Source organism: Onishia taeanensis (assembly GCF_013349955.1).
GTDB lineage: Bacteria > Pseudomonadota > Gammaproteobacteria > Pseudomonadales > Halomonadaceae > Onishia > Onishia taeanensis_B.
On the sequence record NZ_JABVXC010000001.1, the window covers coordinates 282,275 to 297,316 of the forward strand.

The 15,042-nt window shown below is 63.6% G+C and carries 9 protein-coding genes; 5 read left to right on the forward strand and 4 right to left on the reverse strand.

The window, feature by feature from the left end:
- The 3 genes from HUS66_RS01315 (at position 1) to HUS66_RS01325 (ending at position 6,597) form a co-directional block, all read left to right on the forward strand.
- Entirely contained in the window at positions 1-1,797 is a 1,797-nt protein-coding gene (locus HUS66_RS01315) for a sodium:solute symporter family protein (RefSeq protein WP_175069171.1), read from the forward strand.
- A gap of 94 nt (positions 1,798-1,891) precedes the next feature.
- A complete protein-coding gene (locus tag HUS66_RS01320) occupies positions 1,892-2,407 on the forward strand; it encodes a hypothetical protein (RefSeq protein WP_175069172.1) in 516 nt (171 codons plus the stop codon).
- A 245-nt stretch (positions 2,408-2,652) separates the two neighbouring features.
- Complete coding sequence (locus tag HUS66_RS01325) at positions 2,653-6,597, forward strand: hybrid sensor histidine kinase/response regulator (protein WP_175069173.1); 3,945 nt, start codon at positions 2,653-2,655, stop codon at positions 6,595-6,597.
- A 154-nt stretch (positions 6,598-6,751) separates the two neighbouring features.
- Here HUS66_RS01325 and HUS66_RS01330 read toward each other — a convergent pair whose 3' ends face one another.
- The 3 genes from HUS66_RS01330 to HUS66_RS01340 form a co-directional block, all read right to left on the reverse strand.
- The gene (locus HUS66_RS01330; protein ID WP_112053746.1) at positions 6,752-7,414 is read right to left on the reverse strand and encodes a response regulator; all 663 of its coding nucleotides are present in this window, start codon (positions 7,412-7,414) and stop codon (positions 6,752-6,754) included.
- Between the two features lie 291 nt (positions 7,415-7,705).
- A complete protein-coding gene (gene acs, locus HUS66_RS01335; protein ID WP_175069174.1) occupies positions 7,706-9,655 on the reverse strand; it encodes an acetate--CoA ligase in 1,950 nt (649 codons plus the stop codon).
- A 157-nt stretch (positions 9,656-9,812) separates the two neighbouring features.
- A complete protein-coding gene (locus HUS66_RS01340; protein ID WP_175069175.1) occupies positions 9,813-10,388 on the reverse strand; it encodes a SprT-like domain-containing protein in 576 nt (191 codons plus the stop codon).
- Between the two features lie 81 nt (positions 10,389-10,469).
- On the opposite strand from HUS66_RS01340, the gene HUS66_RS01345 reads away from it, so the two are divergent.
- Positions 10,470-11,120 carry a YecA family protein gene (locus HUS66_RS01345; protein WP_175069176.1) on the forward strand — a complete coding sequence of 217 codons (651 nt, stop codon included), beginning with the start codon at positions 10,470-10,472 and terminating at the stop codon, positions 11,118-11,120.
- A gap of 17 nt (positions 11,121-11,137) precedes the next feature.
- On the opposite strand, the gene HUS66_RS01350 is transcribed toward HUS66_RS01345, so the two are convergent.
- Complete coding sequence (locus HUS66_RS01350; RefSeq protein WP_175069177.1) at positions 11,138-12,259, reverse strand: phospholipase D-like domain-containing protein; 1,122 nt, start codon at positions 12,257-12,259, stop codon at positions 11,138-11,140.
- Between the two features lie 221 nt (positions 12,260-12,480).
- Between HUS66_RS01350 and plsB the strand changes: the two genes are divergently transcribed.
- Positions 12,481-15,015, forward strand: coding sequence for a glycerol-3-phosphate 1-O-acyltransferase PlsB (gene plsB / locus HUS66_RS01355; RefSeq protein WP_175069178.1), 2,535 nt, complete (start codon positions 12,481-12,483; stop codon positions 15,013-15,015).
- Positions 15,016-15,042: the final 27 nt, after the last annotated feature.

The window sequence follows — 15,042 nt, forward strand, 5'->3', positions numbered from 1 at the left end:
ATGAGTCAATTTGCCATTAACCTGCTATTCGTGGGCGCCTCTTTCGCCCTGTATATCGGGATCGCGATCTGGGCCCGAGCGGGCTCCACCAAGGACTTCTACGTCGCCGGCGGTGGGGTACATCCGATCACCAACGGCATGGCCACGGCCGCCGACTGGATGTCGGCGGCATCCTTCATCTCAATGGCCGGCCTGCTGGCATCTGGCGGCTACGCCAACTCCACCTTCCTGATGGGCTGGACCGGCGGCTACGTCATCCTGGCGATGCTACTGGCCCCCTACCTGCGCAAGTTCGGCAAGTTCACCGTGCCGGACTTCATCGGTGACCGCTTCTACAGCAACACCGCGCGCCTGGTAGCGGTCATCTGCTTGATCGTGGCCTCAATCACCTACGTCATCGGCCAGATGACCGGTGCCGGTGTCGCCTTCTCGCGCTTCCTCGAGGTCAGCAACACCTGGGGCATCTGGATCGCCGCCTTCATCGTGTTCCTGTACGCGGTTTTCGGCGGCATGAAGGGCATAACCTATACCCAGGTGGCCCAGTACGTAGTGTTGATCATCGCCTACACCATCCCGGCGGTATTCATTGCGCTGGAGCTGACCGGCAACCCCATTCCGGGGCTCGGCATGTTCAGCACCCACACCGCATCCGGTGTGCCACTGCTCGAGAAGCTGGATGATGTGGTCAACGCGTTGGGCTTTCGCGACTACACCGCCGATGTCGACAACAAGCTGAACATGGTGCTGTTCACCATGTCGCTGATGGTCGGTACCGCTGGCCTACCCCACGTCATCATCCGCTTCTTCACCGTACCCAAGGTCGCTGACGCACGCTGGTCCGCCGGTTGGGCGCTGGTATTCATCGCCCTGCTCTACCTGACCGCGCCGGCCGTGGGCTCCATGGCACGCCTGAACCTGATGACGACCGTCTATCCGGACATGGCCGGCCAGGTCGAGAACTACGAGGAAGCCGCCAACAACCCGATCCGCTACGAGGAACGTCCCGAGTGGGTGCGGACCTGGGAAGAGACCGGCCTGATCCAGTACGAGGACAAGAACAACGACGGTCGTATCCAGGTCTACAACGACGGCAACGAGGCCTTCGCCGACACCGCCGAGCAGCGCGGCTGGAACGGCAGCGAACTCAACGTCAACAACGACATCCTGGTCCTCGCCAACCCCGAGATCGCCAACCTGCCAAGCTGGGTCATCGGCCTGATCGCCGCTGGCGGCATCGCAGCTGCGTTGTCTACCGCCGCCGGCCTACTGCTGGCCATCTCGTCGGCGGTCAGTCACGACTTGATCAAGACCATGATCAACCCGCGGATCACCGAGAAGGGCGAGATGCTGGCCGCGCGTATCTCGATGGCCGGTGCCATCCTGTTGGCCACTTACCTGGGCCTCAACCCGCCGGGCTTCGCCGCCCAGACGGTGGCTCTAGCCTTCGGCATCGCTGGTGCCTCGCTGTTCCCGGTGCTGATGATGGGCATCTTCTCCAAGCGGATGAACAACGTGGGTGCCGTGGCCGGCATGCTTTCGGGCTTGGTCGCCACCCTGCTGTACATCTTCACTTACCTCGGCTGGTTCTTCATTCCGGGCACCAATACCTTGGCCAACACGCCGGATAACTGGATCCTGGGCATCTCGCCGCTGTCTTTCGGTGCCGTTGGCGCGATGATCAACTTCGCCGTAGCCTTCAGCGTCTCCCGTGTCACCAAGGAGCCGCCGCAGGAAATCCAGGACCTGGTGGAAAGCGTCCGCTATCCCAAGGGTGCTGGCATGGCAGTGGATCACTAAGCCATAATACTCGCCTGACAGCGCCAACCGGCGCCACGGCATCACCCAATCGGGCTTCCAGCAGGAAGCCCGATTGCTTTGAGGAAACCCGAATATGATGTGGCACCTGATCGCGGCGGTCTTCGCCGGCCTCGGTGCGGCAGGCATCGCCCTGCTACTGAGAAAGCTCAGCGGCAAGCGGCTGCCGCGCTGGATCATCCCGGCCTTTGGCGGACTTGGCATGCTGGCCTATCAAATCCATGCCGAATACACCTGGTTCGAACACAAGCAGCAGCAGTTGCCGCCCTCGGCCCAGGTCGTCTCGAGCGAAAAGAGCGAGATGTTCTGGCGTCCCTGGACCTACCTCTTCCCAATGACGACCGCCTTCCAGGTCATCGATCGGGAGAATCTGATCAGCCGTGAGGCGGGCAATGACCGGCTCGTCGAGTACATTCGTTATCGCTTCGAGAAACAGGCCATTGACCATGTCACTACGCGGCCCTACCTGATGAACTGCACCACCCGCGAACGGCTACCGCTTGACGAGTCGACCGGCGAACCGAAGCTTGACGAGCTCGTACGCCTCGACGCCGGCGACCCGGTCTTCAAGGCGGTATGCAATGCGTCTTGAGCGCCCTACCGCCCGCCCACGCCATTCCATCGTTCAGGCCCCACCGGGGCCTTTGCTGCGCTGAGGGTCCGCCCCCCTCCCAAGGCCCCATATCTCGCGAGCTACCGGCCCGGAAAGTCTCATCATGACGTCTCCTGGATGGCGAACCTGGCCACTGGGCCATTGGCCTGATCCAATGCCCAGCACCGGCTGCCCTCTGCGGCAGCATTGCCCTAAAATGGGTCGACATTCGAGGGAGAGCAGGCATGTTCCACGGCTGGCTACTGATCGCCATATCGCTTCTGTATATCGTCGTCCTCTTCGCCATCGCCTGGCGGGGAGACCGTCATGCCCAGCAGCATGGGCCAAGCCAACGGCGCCCCATCATCTACAGTCTGGCGCTGGCCATCTACTGCACCTCCTGGACCTTCTATGGTGCAGTGGGCGAGGCCGCCACGTCGGGCTGGTCGTTCGCCAGCATCTTCGTCGGCCCGATCCTTACTTTCCTACTGTTCTGGCCGGTGCTGGCCAAGATGATCCGCGTCGCCAAGCATCAAAACGTCACCTCGATCGCCGACTTCATCGCCTCCCGTTACGGCAAGACCCAGTCGCTTGCCGCCTTCGCAAGCCTGGTGGCACTGATCGGCACCCTGCCCTATATCGCCCTGCAGCTGAAGGCGGTAGCCGCCGCCTTCCAGGTGCTCACGGACAGTACCGATGTGACCCGTGCACCGCTGTTCGCCGACACCGCCTTCTACGTGGCGGCGGTCATGGCGCTGTTCGCGATCCTCTTCGGCACCCGCCATACCGATGCCACCGAGCATCACGAGGGCCTCATCCAGGCCATTGCCTTCGAGTCACTGGTCAAGCTGGCGGCCTTCTTGATGCTCGGCGCCTATGTCACCTGGGGACTCTTTGACGGCTTAGGCGACCTGCTGGCACGGGCCGATGTCCAGCTCGAGCTGCAACGCCAGCTGGCCGAACAGGACTTTGGCAACGGCTTCTGGGCGCAAACCCTGCTGGCGATGCTGGCGGTGTTCTGCCTGCCACGCCAGTTCCACGTGGCCGTGGTCGAGAACACCCATCGCGACGATGCCCGGCGCGCCCGCTGGCTGTTCCCGCTCTACCTGGTCGCCTTCGGGATCTTCGTGCTGCCGCTAGCCGCCGCCGGCCTGACGATGTTCTCCGGCACCAACATCGAGCCCGACACCTATGTGCTGGCCATTCCCATGGCGGCCGACAATGTGCCGCTGACGCTTCTGACCTTCATCGGCGGGTTTTCGGCGGCCACCGGCATGGTGATCGTCGCCACCGTGGCCATCTCGATCATGATCTCCAATGAGATCGTCATTCCGCTGCTGTTCCGCCTGCGCTGGTTCGATACCAAGGCCCGGGACTATGGTCGCCTGGTGCTGCGTGCTCGCCGCGTCACCATCGTGATCATCCTGGGGCTTGCCTACGGTTTCTATCAGCTGACCGCCGAATTCAGCACCCTGGCCTCGACCGGCATGCTGTCGTTCGCCGCCGCCGCCCAGTTCGCCCCGGCCCTGCTCGGTGGCCTGTACTGGAAGCGCGGCAATCGTCTGGGCGTGATCGTGGGCATGAATATTGGCTTCGCCATCTGGGCCTACACGCTGCTCACGCCTGCCTTGATCCAGGCGGGGGTGCTGCCCGGCGATTGGCTCGCCGGCGGACCGCTGGGAGTCGGCTGGCTATCGCCCACAGACCTGTTTGGCCTCAATGTCAGCGATAACTTCACCCACGGCGTGATGCTGTCACTCGGCCTCAACCTGTTCGGCTATATCTTCGTCTCACAGATGACCCCGCAACGCGTGGTCGAGCGCATCCAGGCATCGCTGTTCGTGGACAGCGTCGAGACCCGCCAGACGCCGGTCAACCGCCCCTGGGCGGGCGCCACCACGGTGGGCGATCTCAAGGTGCTGTGTGAACGCTTCCTCAGCGCCGATCAGGTAAGCCGCGCCTTCGACGACTACGCCCGGCGCAACGGCAAGAACCTCGAGGACCCGCAACGCGCCTCTATCGATATCATTCAGTTTACCGAGCGCTTCCTGGCCTCGGTGCTCGGCGCCTCCTCGGCGCGCATCGTCGTCAACTCGGCGCTGCAGGGACGCGGTATCGGCATTTCGGATGTGATCTCGATCGTCGATGAGGCCTCCCAGGTGCTCGAGTTCAACCGCGCCCTACTGCAGGCCACCATCGAGAATATCAACCAGGGCATCAGCGTGGTCGACCAGAACCTGCGTCTGGTGGTGTGGAACCAGCGCTATCTGGAGCTGTTCCGCTTTCCCGACCATCTGATTAGGGTCGGCGCCCCCTTCGACAAGGTGCTGCGCTACAACGCCCACAACGGCGAGTACGGCCCAGGCGATCCCGAGGAGCACGTCGAGTTGCTGGTCGACAACATCCGCGAGGGCCAACCCCATCGCTACGTGCGCTATCGCCAGGACAGCACCGTGCTCGAAGTGCAGGGCATGCCGATGCCGGGGGGCGGCTTCGTCTATACCTACCAGGACATCACCCGCCAGAAGCGCACCGAAGAGGCGTTGATTCGCTCGGAGAACAACATCCGCATCTACACCGACAACGTGCCGGCGTTGATTGCCTATTTCGACAAGGAATGCCGCTACCTCTTCACCAACCGCGCCTACGAACAGGTCTTCGGCATCGATCGCAATGCGGTGATCGGCAAGCGCTTCGAGGAGGTCATGCCGCGGCACGTCGCCGACGAGGGGCTGCCCTGGATGCGCCGGTCACTGTCCGGCGAGCGGGTCAGCTTCGAGATTTCCCAGCGTGACGACGAGGGCGGCACCCGTTACCTGCTGGTCACCTATACACCGCACTTCGGCGACAGCGGCACCATCCTCGGTTTCTTCGCCCTCTATCAGGACATCACCGAACGCCGGCTGGCCGAGATTGCCCTCAAGGAGACCAACGAGAATCTCGAGGAGCGGGTGCGCGAGCGCACGCTCGCCCTTTCGGATGCCAACGCCGCCCTGCGTCAGGAGAACCGGGTACGCGCAGAGGCCGAGCAGGCGCTGCGCCAGGCCAAGCAGGTCGCCGAGGATGCCAATGCTTCCAAGACCCGCTTCCTGGCCGCCGCCAGCCATGACCTGCTGCAGCCCCTTAACGCCGCGCGCCTGTTCACTTCGGCACTGGCCCAGCAGGACGACGCCGAAGACCTCTCCCGCACCATTGGTCATATCGATAACTCACTGCAGGCCGCCGAGGAGCTGCTCAGCACCCTGCTCGACATCTCCAAGCTGGATGCTGGGGCCCTGACCCCGCGCCGTAGTCACTTCGCGCTGGCCGATGTCTTTCGTCCGCTGCGCGCCGAGTTTGAGGTAATGGCCGAGGAGCGCGGCCTGGACCTCGTGGTTGTTGCGACCAGCCAGTGGGTCGACAGCGACGCCCAGATGCTCAGGCGCATCGTGCAGAACTTCCTCTCCAACGCCATCCGTTACACCCAACAGGGTCGAGTGCTGCTGGGATGTCGTCGCCACAAGGAACAGCTGATCATCGAGGTCTGGGATACCGGCCCCGGCATTCCCGAGGCCAAACAGGCCGAAATCTTTCAGGAGTTCCGCCGCCTCGACCAGGCCTCGCGGCACAAGGAAAGCGAAAAGGGACTCGGCCTCGGGCTGTCGATCGCCGATCGCATGAGCCGGGTGCTGGACCATCCGATCCGGGTCCGCTCCTGGGAAGGCGTCGGCACCGTCTTCTCGGTGGCCGTACCGACGGTGGCCGCCCGGCAGGCAAGCACTCAGGAAGAGCCCACTCCGCGGCGCGCTGGCAACAAGCTCGCCGGCACGCGCGTGGTCTGTATCGACAATGAGACGCTGATCCTCGAGGGCATGAAGGCCATGCTCACCGGCTGGGGCTGCGAGGTCTTCACCGCCACCTCGATCGGTGGCGCCAAGTCGATCCTGCGCCACCTGGAAAGCGACCCGGACGCGATACTTGCCGACTATCATCTGGACAATGAGGTCACCGGCCTGATGGCCCTGGATGCCCTGGCCGAACGCAGCGAGGGACCGGTGCCGGGCATCGTGATCACCGCCGATCGCACCGAAGAAGTCGCCGAGGAGGTCAAGCGAGCGGGCTACCAGCTGCTGCTCAAGCCGGTGCGTCCCGCCGCCCTTCGCGCGCTGCTGACCCGTACGCTTCAGGCCAGCCGGGCGCCTAGCGCCTAGCCCGAAGCCCGAAGCCCGAAGCCCGAAGCCCGAAGCCCGAAGCCCGAAGCAGCCTAAATAAAACCGCCCCCACGGCGAGGCCATGGGGGCGGTTTTTCTGTCAGCTTCAGGCTTCCAGGCGAGCAGCGCCGCTCTTATGGCTCCTGACCGAGGGTCAGGACTCCACCTTGGGCGGCTCGACCTCGAGTTTTTGCGCAGCGATCACCGCCTGGGTGCGGGAGTGCACGCCCAGCTTGCGAAGAATCGCGGTGACGTGGGCCTTGATGGTCGCTTCGGAGACATTCAGCTCATAGGCAATCTGCTTATTGAGCAGCCCCTCGGTGAGCATGTTGAGAACCCGAAACTGCTGCGGCGTCAGCGAAGCAATGGCCTCAGCGAAACGCGATTCTTCCTCGTTGGCCTCGCCGAGCACATCGGCAAGCTCGGCGGGCAGCCACACCTCACCGTCGAGAATTTCGCCCACCGCCTCGGCGATTAGCGACAGCGAAGAAGACTTAGGAATGAAACCGGATGCGCCGTAGTCGATAGCGCGACGCACCACATAGGGTTCATCGCTGCCGGAAACGACCGCCACCGGCACATCGGGATTCTGGCCACGCAGCTGAATCAGCCCGGAGAAGCCATGCGCACCCGGCATGTGCAGGTCCAGCAGGATCAGATCGGCATCCGGGTGGCGAGTCACCACCTCGGTGGTGGCTTCCATGGTGTCGGCTTCCACGATCTCGGCCTGGGGCGCCAGCTGCCTCAGCGCTTGGGTGAGGGCAGCGCGGAACAGCGGATGATCATCGGCGACGATGAATTTCTGGGCAAAGGCCATTGAGACTCCTCCGGATCCTCTTGTCAGCGACCAACGTACCGGTAGACGCTGGTGAGTTCGCCGTTGTTTTACGGCATGTTACCCCATGGTAGCGGGTATTCCCAAGCTTACCGGGGAATTGTCGACATTTACTTGCCACAGCACAAAAAACCGGCCCGAAGGCCGGTACAAGACAGGAAAGAGCCCCGGGCTGGCGTGTCCCCTGACCCCACAGATCCTGGCAGGCAGTGGCGCCTGCCAAGCTCCGACGACGGGTCGGTGCTCCTCCCTGATACGTCGGTTCAGAAGACGTCAATTGGCCGCGCGATTGGCGATCAACTCTTCGACTACCGAAGGATCGGCAAGCGTAGAGGTATCACCCAGACCATCGGTCTCGTTGGCGGCGATCTTGCGCAGGATGCGGCGCATGATCTTGCCAGACCGGGTCTTGGGCAGCCCCGGCGCCCACTGGATCACGTCCGGCGAGGCGATCGGCCCGATGTCCTTGCGCACCCACTGAGTGAGCTCCTTCTTCAGATCATCGCTTGGGTCGATGCCGTCGTTCAGGGTCACATAGATGTAGATACCCTGGCCCTTGATATCGTGGGGGAAGCCGACCACTGCGGCCTCGGCCACCGCATCGTGGGCCACCAGCGAGGACTCGATCTCGGCGGTGCCCATGCGATGCCCGGACACGTTGAGCACGTCATCGACACGACCGGTGATCCAGTAGTAGCCGTCCTCGTCACGACGACAGCCGTCACCGGTGAAATACATGTTGTCGTAGGTCGAGAAATAGGTCTGCACGAAGCGCTCGTGATTGCCCCAAATCGAGCGCGCCTGCCCCGGCCAGGAGTCGAGGATCACCAGGTTGCCATCGGTCGCGCCTTCCAGCAGATGGCCTTCGTTGTCGACCAGCGCCGGCCGCACGCCGAAGAAGGGCCGCGTGGCGGAGCCAGGCTTGAGGTCAGTGGCCCCGGGCAGCGGCGAGATCATGATGCCGCCGGTCTCGGTCTGCCACCAGGTGTCGACGATCGGACACTGGGAGTTACCGATCACCCGGTAGAACCATTCCCAGGCCTCGGGGTTGATCGGCTCGCCCACTGACCCAAGCAGGCGCAGGCTATCGCGCTTGCTGGAAGCCATCACGTCGTCACCGTGCGCCATCAGCGCCCGCACGGCGGTAGGCGCGGTATAGAGAATGCTAACGTTGTGCTTGTCGACGATTTCGCCCATGCGCCCGTGGGTCGGGTAGCTCGGCACGCCCTCGAACATCAGGGTGATGGCGCCATTGGCCAACGGGCCATAGACGATATAGCTGTGGCCGGTCACCCAGCCCACATCGGCGGTGCACCAGTAGACCTCGCCCTCGTGATAATCGAAGACGTACTGATGGGTCATGGCCGCGTAGGTCAGGTAGCCGCCAGTGGTATGCTTCAGGCCCTTGGGCGTACCGGTGGAGCCTGAGGTATAGAGGATGAACAGCGGGTCTTCGGCGTTCATCTCCTCTGCCGGACAGTCGGTGGACTGACCATCGACGCGCTCGTGAAACCAGACGTCGCGCCCCTCGTGCCAGTCGATGTCGCCGCCGGTACGCTTGACCACCAGCACCGACTCGGCCACTTCGGCGCCCTTGCGGGTCAGGGCCGCATCGACGTTGTCCTTGAGCGGCACCTGCTTGCCACCGCGCACCGACTCATCGGCGGTAATGATCAGCTTCGACTCGGCGTCGATGACGCGCTGGGCCAGGGCATCCGGGGAGAAGCCGCCGAACACCACCGAGTGAATGGCACCAAGACGCGCACAGGCCAGCATGGCCATCGCCGCTTCGGGAATCATCGGCATGTAGAGGGTGACCACATCCCCCTTCTTCACGCCCATCTCCTTCATGGCGTTGGCCAGCTGACAGGTGCGGGCATGCAGCTCACGGTAGGTCAGGGTCTTGGACTCGCTGGGGTCATCGCCTTCCCAGATGATCGCCGGCTTATCGCCGCGGGTCTCAAGATGACGGTCCAGGCAGTTACTACTGACGTTGAGCGTGCCATCCTCGTACCAGCGAATGTCGACATTGTCTCTGGCGAACGACGTGTTCTTGGCCCGGGTCGGCGCCTTGATCCAGTCGAGCCGTTTGGCCTGCTCGGCCCAGAACCCTTCCGGATCGTCTACCGATTGCTGATACATGGCCAGGTATTTGGCGTTATCGATCCAGGCGTTGGCGGCGATATCATCGCGCACCGGATGGACATGTGGCTGTTCGGTCATTGAGGAACCTCGTCCAGAAGAGTGCCAGAAATGGAGTGTCGCCGGCCGCGGTTCACCTGTCGCCGCCGACCCGGAAAGCTAGTCCAGCATATACCCCTGCTCGCGGCCGCGCCTTTTAGACATTGGTAGACCCCCAATCTTATTGCATAACAAAGGCTTACTGGGTTTTCTCGGATGCCTGCGCGGATTGATAGACCAAGGTCTCGCCGCATTGTCGACAGCGATACGCCTGGCCTTGCGTGGCTCGGCGGTGCCGGCGCAGGCTGAAGAAGTGCTCCTGACAGCCACAAGCATAGCGATAAGGCGCAGGGCTCGCCCGGGTCACATCGAAGCGATGGGTGGTGCTGGGCGCGAGCCCGAACAGCTGGCGCATTACGGTCTTCCACTCATGGCCATGGGGGCGCAGCCGAGGCCCTTCATCGAGGTGCCAGACCAGCCAGTGCGCCATCTCGTGGGGCACCACCTCGACGAGAAACGCCTGACGGTTCTCGGCGTAAAGCTGGGCATTGAAGCGCAGGCCACCCCGGCCGAAATGCGCCTGGCCGGCACTCTTGCCACGCAGGTCGAGCCACACCGTTGGCCGAGGCAGGGCAGGGTGGACCTCCCGGCAAAGCTGGAAGGCATCTTCGACCCGCCGATGAAGGCGCGCTTTCAGCGCCGTGGCGTTCAGCGACTCGAGCTCCTCAAGGGCCGGCGTTGGCAGGACGGGAGCGGAAGAAGATGGGGTGGTCATGGGATGCTAGAATGGCGCGCCATGGCAGGCGCGTAAAGTGCCTCTTCATTCTCCCTGGCGAGACCGACGACGAGACTTCCGATGTCCGAGACCCCCGTTCCCACGCCCCTGATCGACGACGAGGCGCTCGACCGCCTCGATGATTTCCTCGAATCCGAGCGCGTCGACGCCGATGCCCTGGATGTGATTGGCGCCCACGGCTTCCTGGTGGCCCTGGCCGTCGCCCCCCGGGAAACGCCCGCCACCACCTGGGTCGGCGAGCTCTTCCACGGCGAACCGGACTTCACGGATAGCGCCGAGCGCGACGAAATCCTCGGGCTCTTCGAGGCCCTTAAGGCGAATGCCATCTCGACCATGGAGCAAGGCGGTCTTCCAGAGCTGCCCTTCGACCTGGAGCTGGGCGGCATAGCGCCGGCGGAAACGCCGGTCGGCGACTGGTGCGCGGCCTTCATGGAGGCGGTTTTCCTCGACGAGGCCGCCTGGTTCGAAGGTGACGAAGAGAGTGCCGCCACCCTGCTGCTGCCCTTCATGGCACTGTCGGGGCTGTTCGACGACGAGCCAGACATGGCGGAACTTGCCGGCGACGAGGCCCGTCTCGAGTCGCTGGTACGCCAACTGCCTGAGCTGGTGCTGGACCTCTACCTCAACTATCGAGTACCACCAGAAACCGCCAAGCCGACCCCACGCAAGAAGAAGCCGGCCGGCAAGAGCGGCAAGGGGCGCCGGCGCTAGTAGGTAGGCAACGCGGCTCAGCGCAGCCGGGTAAGTAGCGAATCCACCAGGCCCCAAAGCCATTCGCGCAGCCGCTGCAGCCTCGGGCGGCCTGCCCAGCGCTGTGGATCGACCTCCTGGCTTGCCCGAAAGTTGCGCTCGAAAAGCGCCTGCACCTCGCCGGCAAAACGGACGTCGCGCACTTCCTGATTGGCCTCCAGATTCCACTGCAGGTTCCAGTGATCGAAATTACAGGAACCGATCGCGCTCCAGTTGTCCGCCAGCGAAAACTTGGCATGGATGAAGCTTGGCTGGAACTCGAAGATGCGCACCCCGGCACGCAGCATACGGCCATAGAAACGCTGGCCGGCATAACGCACGCCGGGGTGATCATGATCCACTCCCGGTAGCAGCAGGCGCACGTCCACCCCCCGACGCGCCGCCCGTACCAGTCGGTTACGCAGGCTCAGGGTAGGCACGAAATAGGGCGTGCAGATCCAGACCCTATCCTGCGCCGACTCCAACTGTGCCTGCAGTGAGCGGCGAATGGCCTGATAGCGATAGCCCTGCCCCCACACCACCCGTCCCAGCATACCGCTCATTCGGCGGTCTTCCTGCGGTGCCACGCGCAACCCTCGTACCAGGGCAGCGTCTCCCTCACCGCGACTCATCGACGAATCCCACAGCTTCGAGAAAAGCCGTACCCAGTCGGCGACCACGGGGCCTTCAATACGCACAGCCACTTCGTACCAGGCGCCGAGGAAGGCATCTACCGCTCCGAAGCCCCCGGTAAAGGCTACCTCGCCGTCGATCACCAACAGCTTGCGATGATCACGGGTCAGGTTGCGGGTAAGCGATTGCCAGGCGAGAGGGTTGAAGTAACGTATCGCCACGCCGCGTTCGGCGAGTCGCTCACGATCGGCGGTCTCGAGCCCCATGGCACCGTAGTCGTCGAGCAGCAGCAGCACCGTCACACCGCGCTCCACGGCCTCTCCCAGCAGCTCGATCAAGGAATGGGAGAGCTCGCCTGACTCCATCAGGTAGAGCTCGAGGATCACCGACTTCCGAGCCGATTCGATGGCCTTGAACATCTCGGGAAGAAACTGCTGGGCCTCTGCCAGCAGCGTGAAGCGATTGCCGTCGCGCCAGTTGCCTTGCATGCTTGCATCCTTGTCGCCTGTGTCGTGTCACACCTGTGCTTGCTTAGCGGTCAGCCAGCGGGGGTCGTGCTCGAGGGCCTCGCTTATTTGTCCACCGCTTTGCGCCCCTGTCACGCCCCTGCGTACCGACTGCAAGCGGGACGGCCCTGAGGCGATACGGACGCTCAGATCGGTGCCACCGGCGCTATACTAGGTCCTCTCATATTGCATAAGGTAAGGGAATGCCCTGGATATCAGCCCTTGCCAGCCTGCTGCGTCGCCCCATTCGGGCCCTTATTCGTGTCTGGGTCGAGGTGCGTCTGACCGAACCTGACCCGGCATCGCTCGGTCTGTCAGCGACGGCCACGACGATCTATGTACTGCCTCATCCGGCACTCTCGGATCGCTTGCTGCTCGAGACCCTGTGTGCGCGAAGCAAGCTGCCCGCACCGAATCCACCCTTGGACGAACAGCACCCGGCGCCATCACGCTGCGTGTCCCTGCCGGGACGGCGCCGAAAGGCTCAGGCGCCCTTCCTTGGTTATCTCGAGTGGCTGCATGACCATCCCGAACAGGATCTCGAGCTGCTACCGGTCAGTGTCTTCTGGGGACGCGCGCCGGGCAAGCGCTTCGGGTTCTGGTCGCTGCTCACCGCCGATGACTGGGGGCTGACCGGCCGTCTCAGGCGTGCCCTGGCGGTGCTGATACACGGGCGCAGCGTCGAGGTGCACTTCGGAGCGCCGCTATCGCTACGCACGCTGATCGAAAGACGCCCCGATGCCCTCACCAACCGCAAAGTGGCAAGGCTATTGAGAGTGCACTTCCGGCGCCAGCGCACCCGGGTGCTGGGACCCGACCTGTCCCATCGGCGCACCCTGATTGACGGCGTGGTGGCAAGCCCGACGGTGCGCCAGGCCATCGCCGAGACCGCTCAGTCCGAAGGTCGGCAAGCGCCCCGTGTGAAGGCGCGAGCCCGCCGCTACGGCCGCGAGATCGCCTCCAACATGACCTATCCGGTACTGAGACTGCTCGATGGCCTGCTCGAACGACTATGGACACGGCTCTACGACGGCGTCGACGTAGCGGGTATCGAATCGGTCAAGGCACTGGCCGGTGACCATACCCTGGTCTATGTACCCTGCCACCGCAGCCATGTCGACTACCTGCTGCTGTCCTACGTGCTCTTCCATGAGGGACTGATGCCGCCGCATATCGCCGCCGGTCGCAATCTCAACATGCCGGTCGTTGGCCCGCTGCTGCGACGCGGTGGTGCTTTTTTCCTGCGCCGTAGTTTCAAGGGCAATCGTCTCTACCGGGCGGTCTTCCAGGAGTACCTGGCGCGTCTGCTATCCCGCGGTCATCCTCTCGAGTACTTCATCGAAGGCGGGCGCTCGCGCAGCGGGCGTCTGCTCGACCCGCGCCCGGGCATGCTGGCGATGACGCTGCGCTCCCATGCCTGGGGAGTAAGAACTCGCGGACACTCCGGGAAACTGGCGTTTATCCCGGTGGCGATTGGCTACGAGCGCGTCATCGAGAGCGACAGCTATCGGGCCGAGCTTGCCGGCAAACCCAAGCGACGGGAGACACCGCTTGAGCTATTTCGCGTGCTTGGCCGACTGCGACAACCCTTCGGCCGGGTCAGCGTGACCATCGGCACACCGCTGCCGCTGAGCTCCTTTCTCGATGCCGAAACGCCCGAATGGCGCCATGCCAGCAACGAGGACTGGCAGCAGCGCGCGGTACCGCGACTGGGCGAAGAACTGGCGCGACGCATCAACGCCGCCGTGCCCCTCAATGCAGTGAACCTGATCGCTCTGGTGCTATTGGCCACCCCGCACCGGGCCATCGAACGGGACCTGCTACAGCGCCAGCTCGAGCTTCTGGTCGACTTGGCCAAGAGGTCAACGGGAACCGATGGCCTCAACAGTTCGAATCCCGCCCAAGCACTCACTGGCTCACCCGCGGAGTGGATTCTCCACACCGAGTCGCTGGGCTTCATCGAACGACGTAATCAGGTGCTTGGCGAACTGGTGCTGGCAAGCCCCGAGCAGACGAGCCTATTGAGCTGGTATCGCAACAATGTGCTGCATCATTTCGCACTGGCAAGCCTGGTGGCCTTCGCCTTTCGCAACAACGCCCGCTTCAATGAGGAGCAACTGCATGGCCTGCTGGCACCGAGCTGGCCGGTACTGGTGCGTGAGCTGCATATCACCCCGCCCAATGACCTGTCCGCGGCGATAGGCGCCACGCTGGACCAGTTGACCCACGAGGGACTACTCGAACGTGACACACCGACGGGAGCTGAGCAGACCCGCGTGCCACGCTGGCAGCGCCCCTCGGCGGGGCATGCGGGCCGCGAACAGCTGCACCTGCTGGGGCGGCTGATCCAGCCCTCGCTGGAGCGGGGCTATCTGCTGCTGGCGAGCCTGCTGCGCCTGCCGAGCGGCAGTCTGACCCGGGAACAGCTCGCCAAGCAGAGCGGACTGCTGGCCGAACGCCTGGCGCTGCTGTCGGGACTGGACGCACCTGAGTTCTTTGATCGGCGGCTGTTCGCCGGGCTGGTCACGAGTCTGGAAGCCGACGGCTGGACATGGCAGGACGAAGACCAGCGGCTCTGCTATGGCGCCAAACTGACGGCGACCGCAGGGCATATCCACACCCTCTTCGACCCGGCATTGCGCCACCGCCTGCAGCAGCTTGCCGCGCCGACTAGCGCCGCTTCGTCCTCAACCCCGGCCGAGGCAAGTACGGCGAAGCCGCCGCAAGATGATGCCTAGACGCCCATCAACCAAACGCTTGAAAGG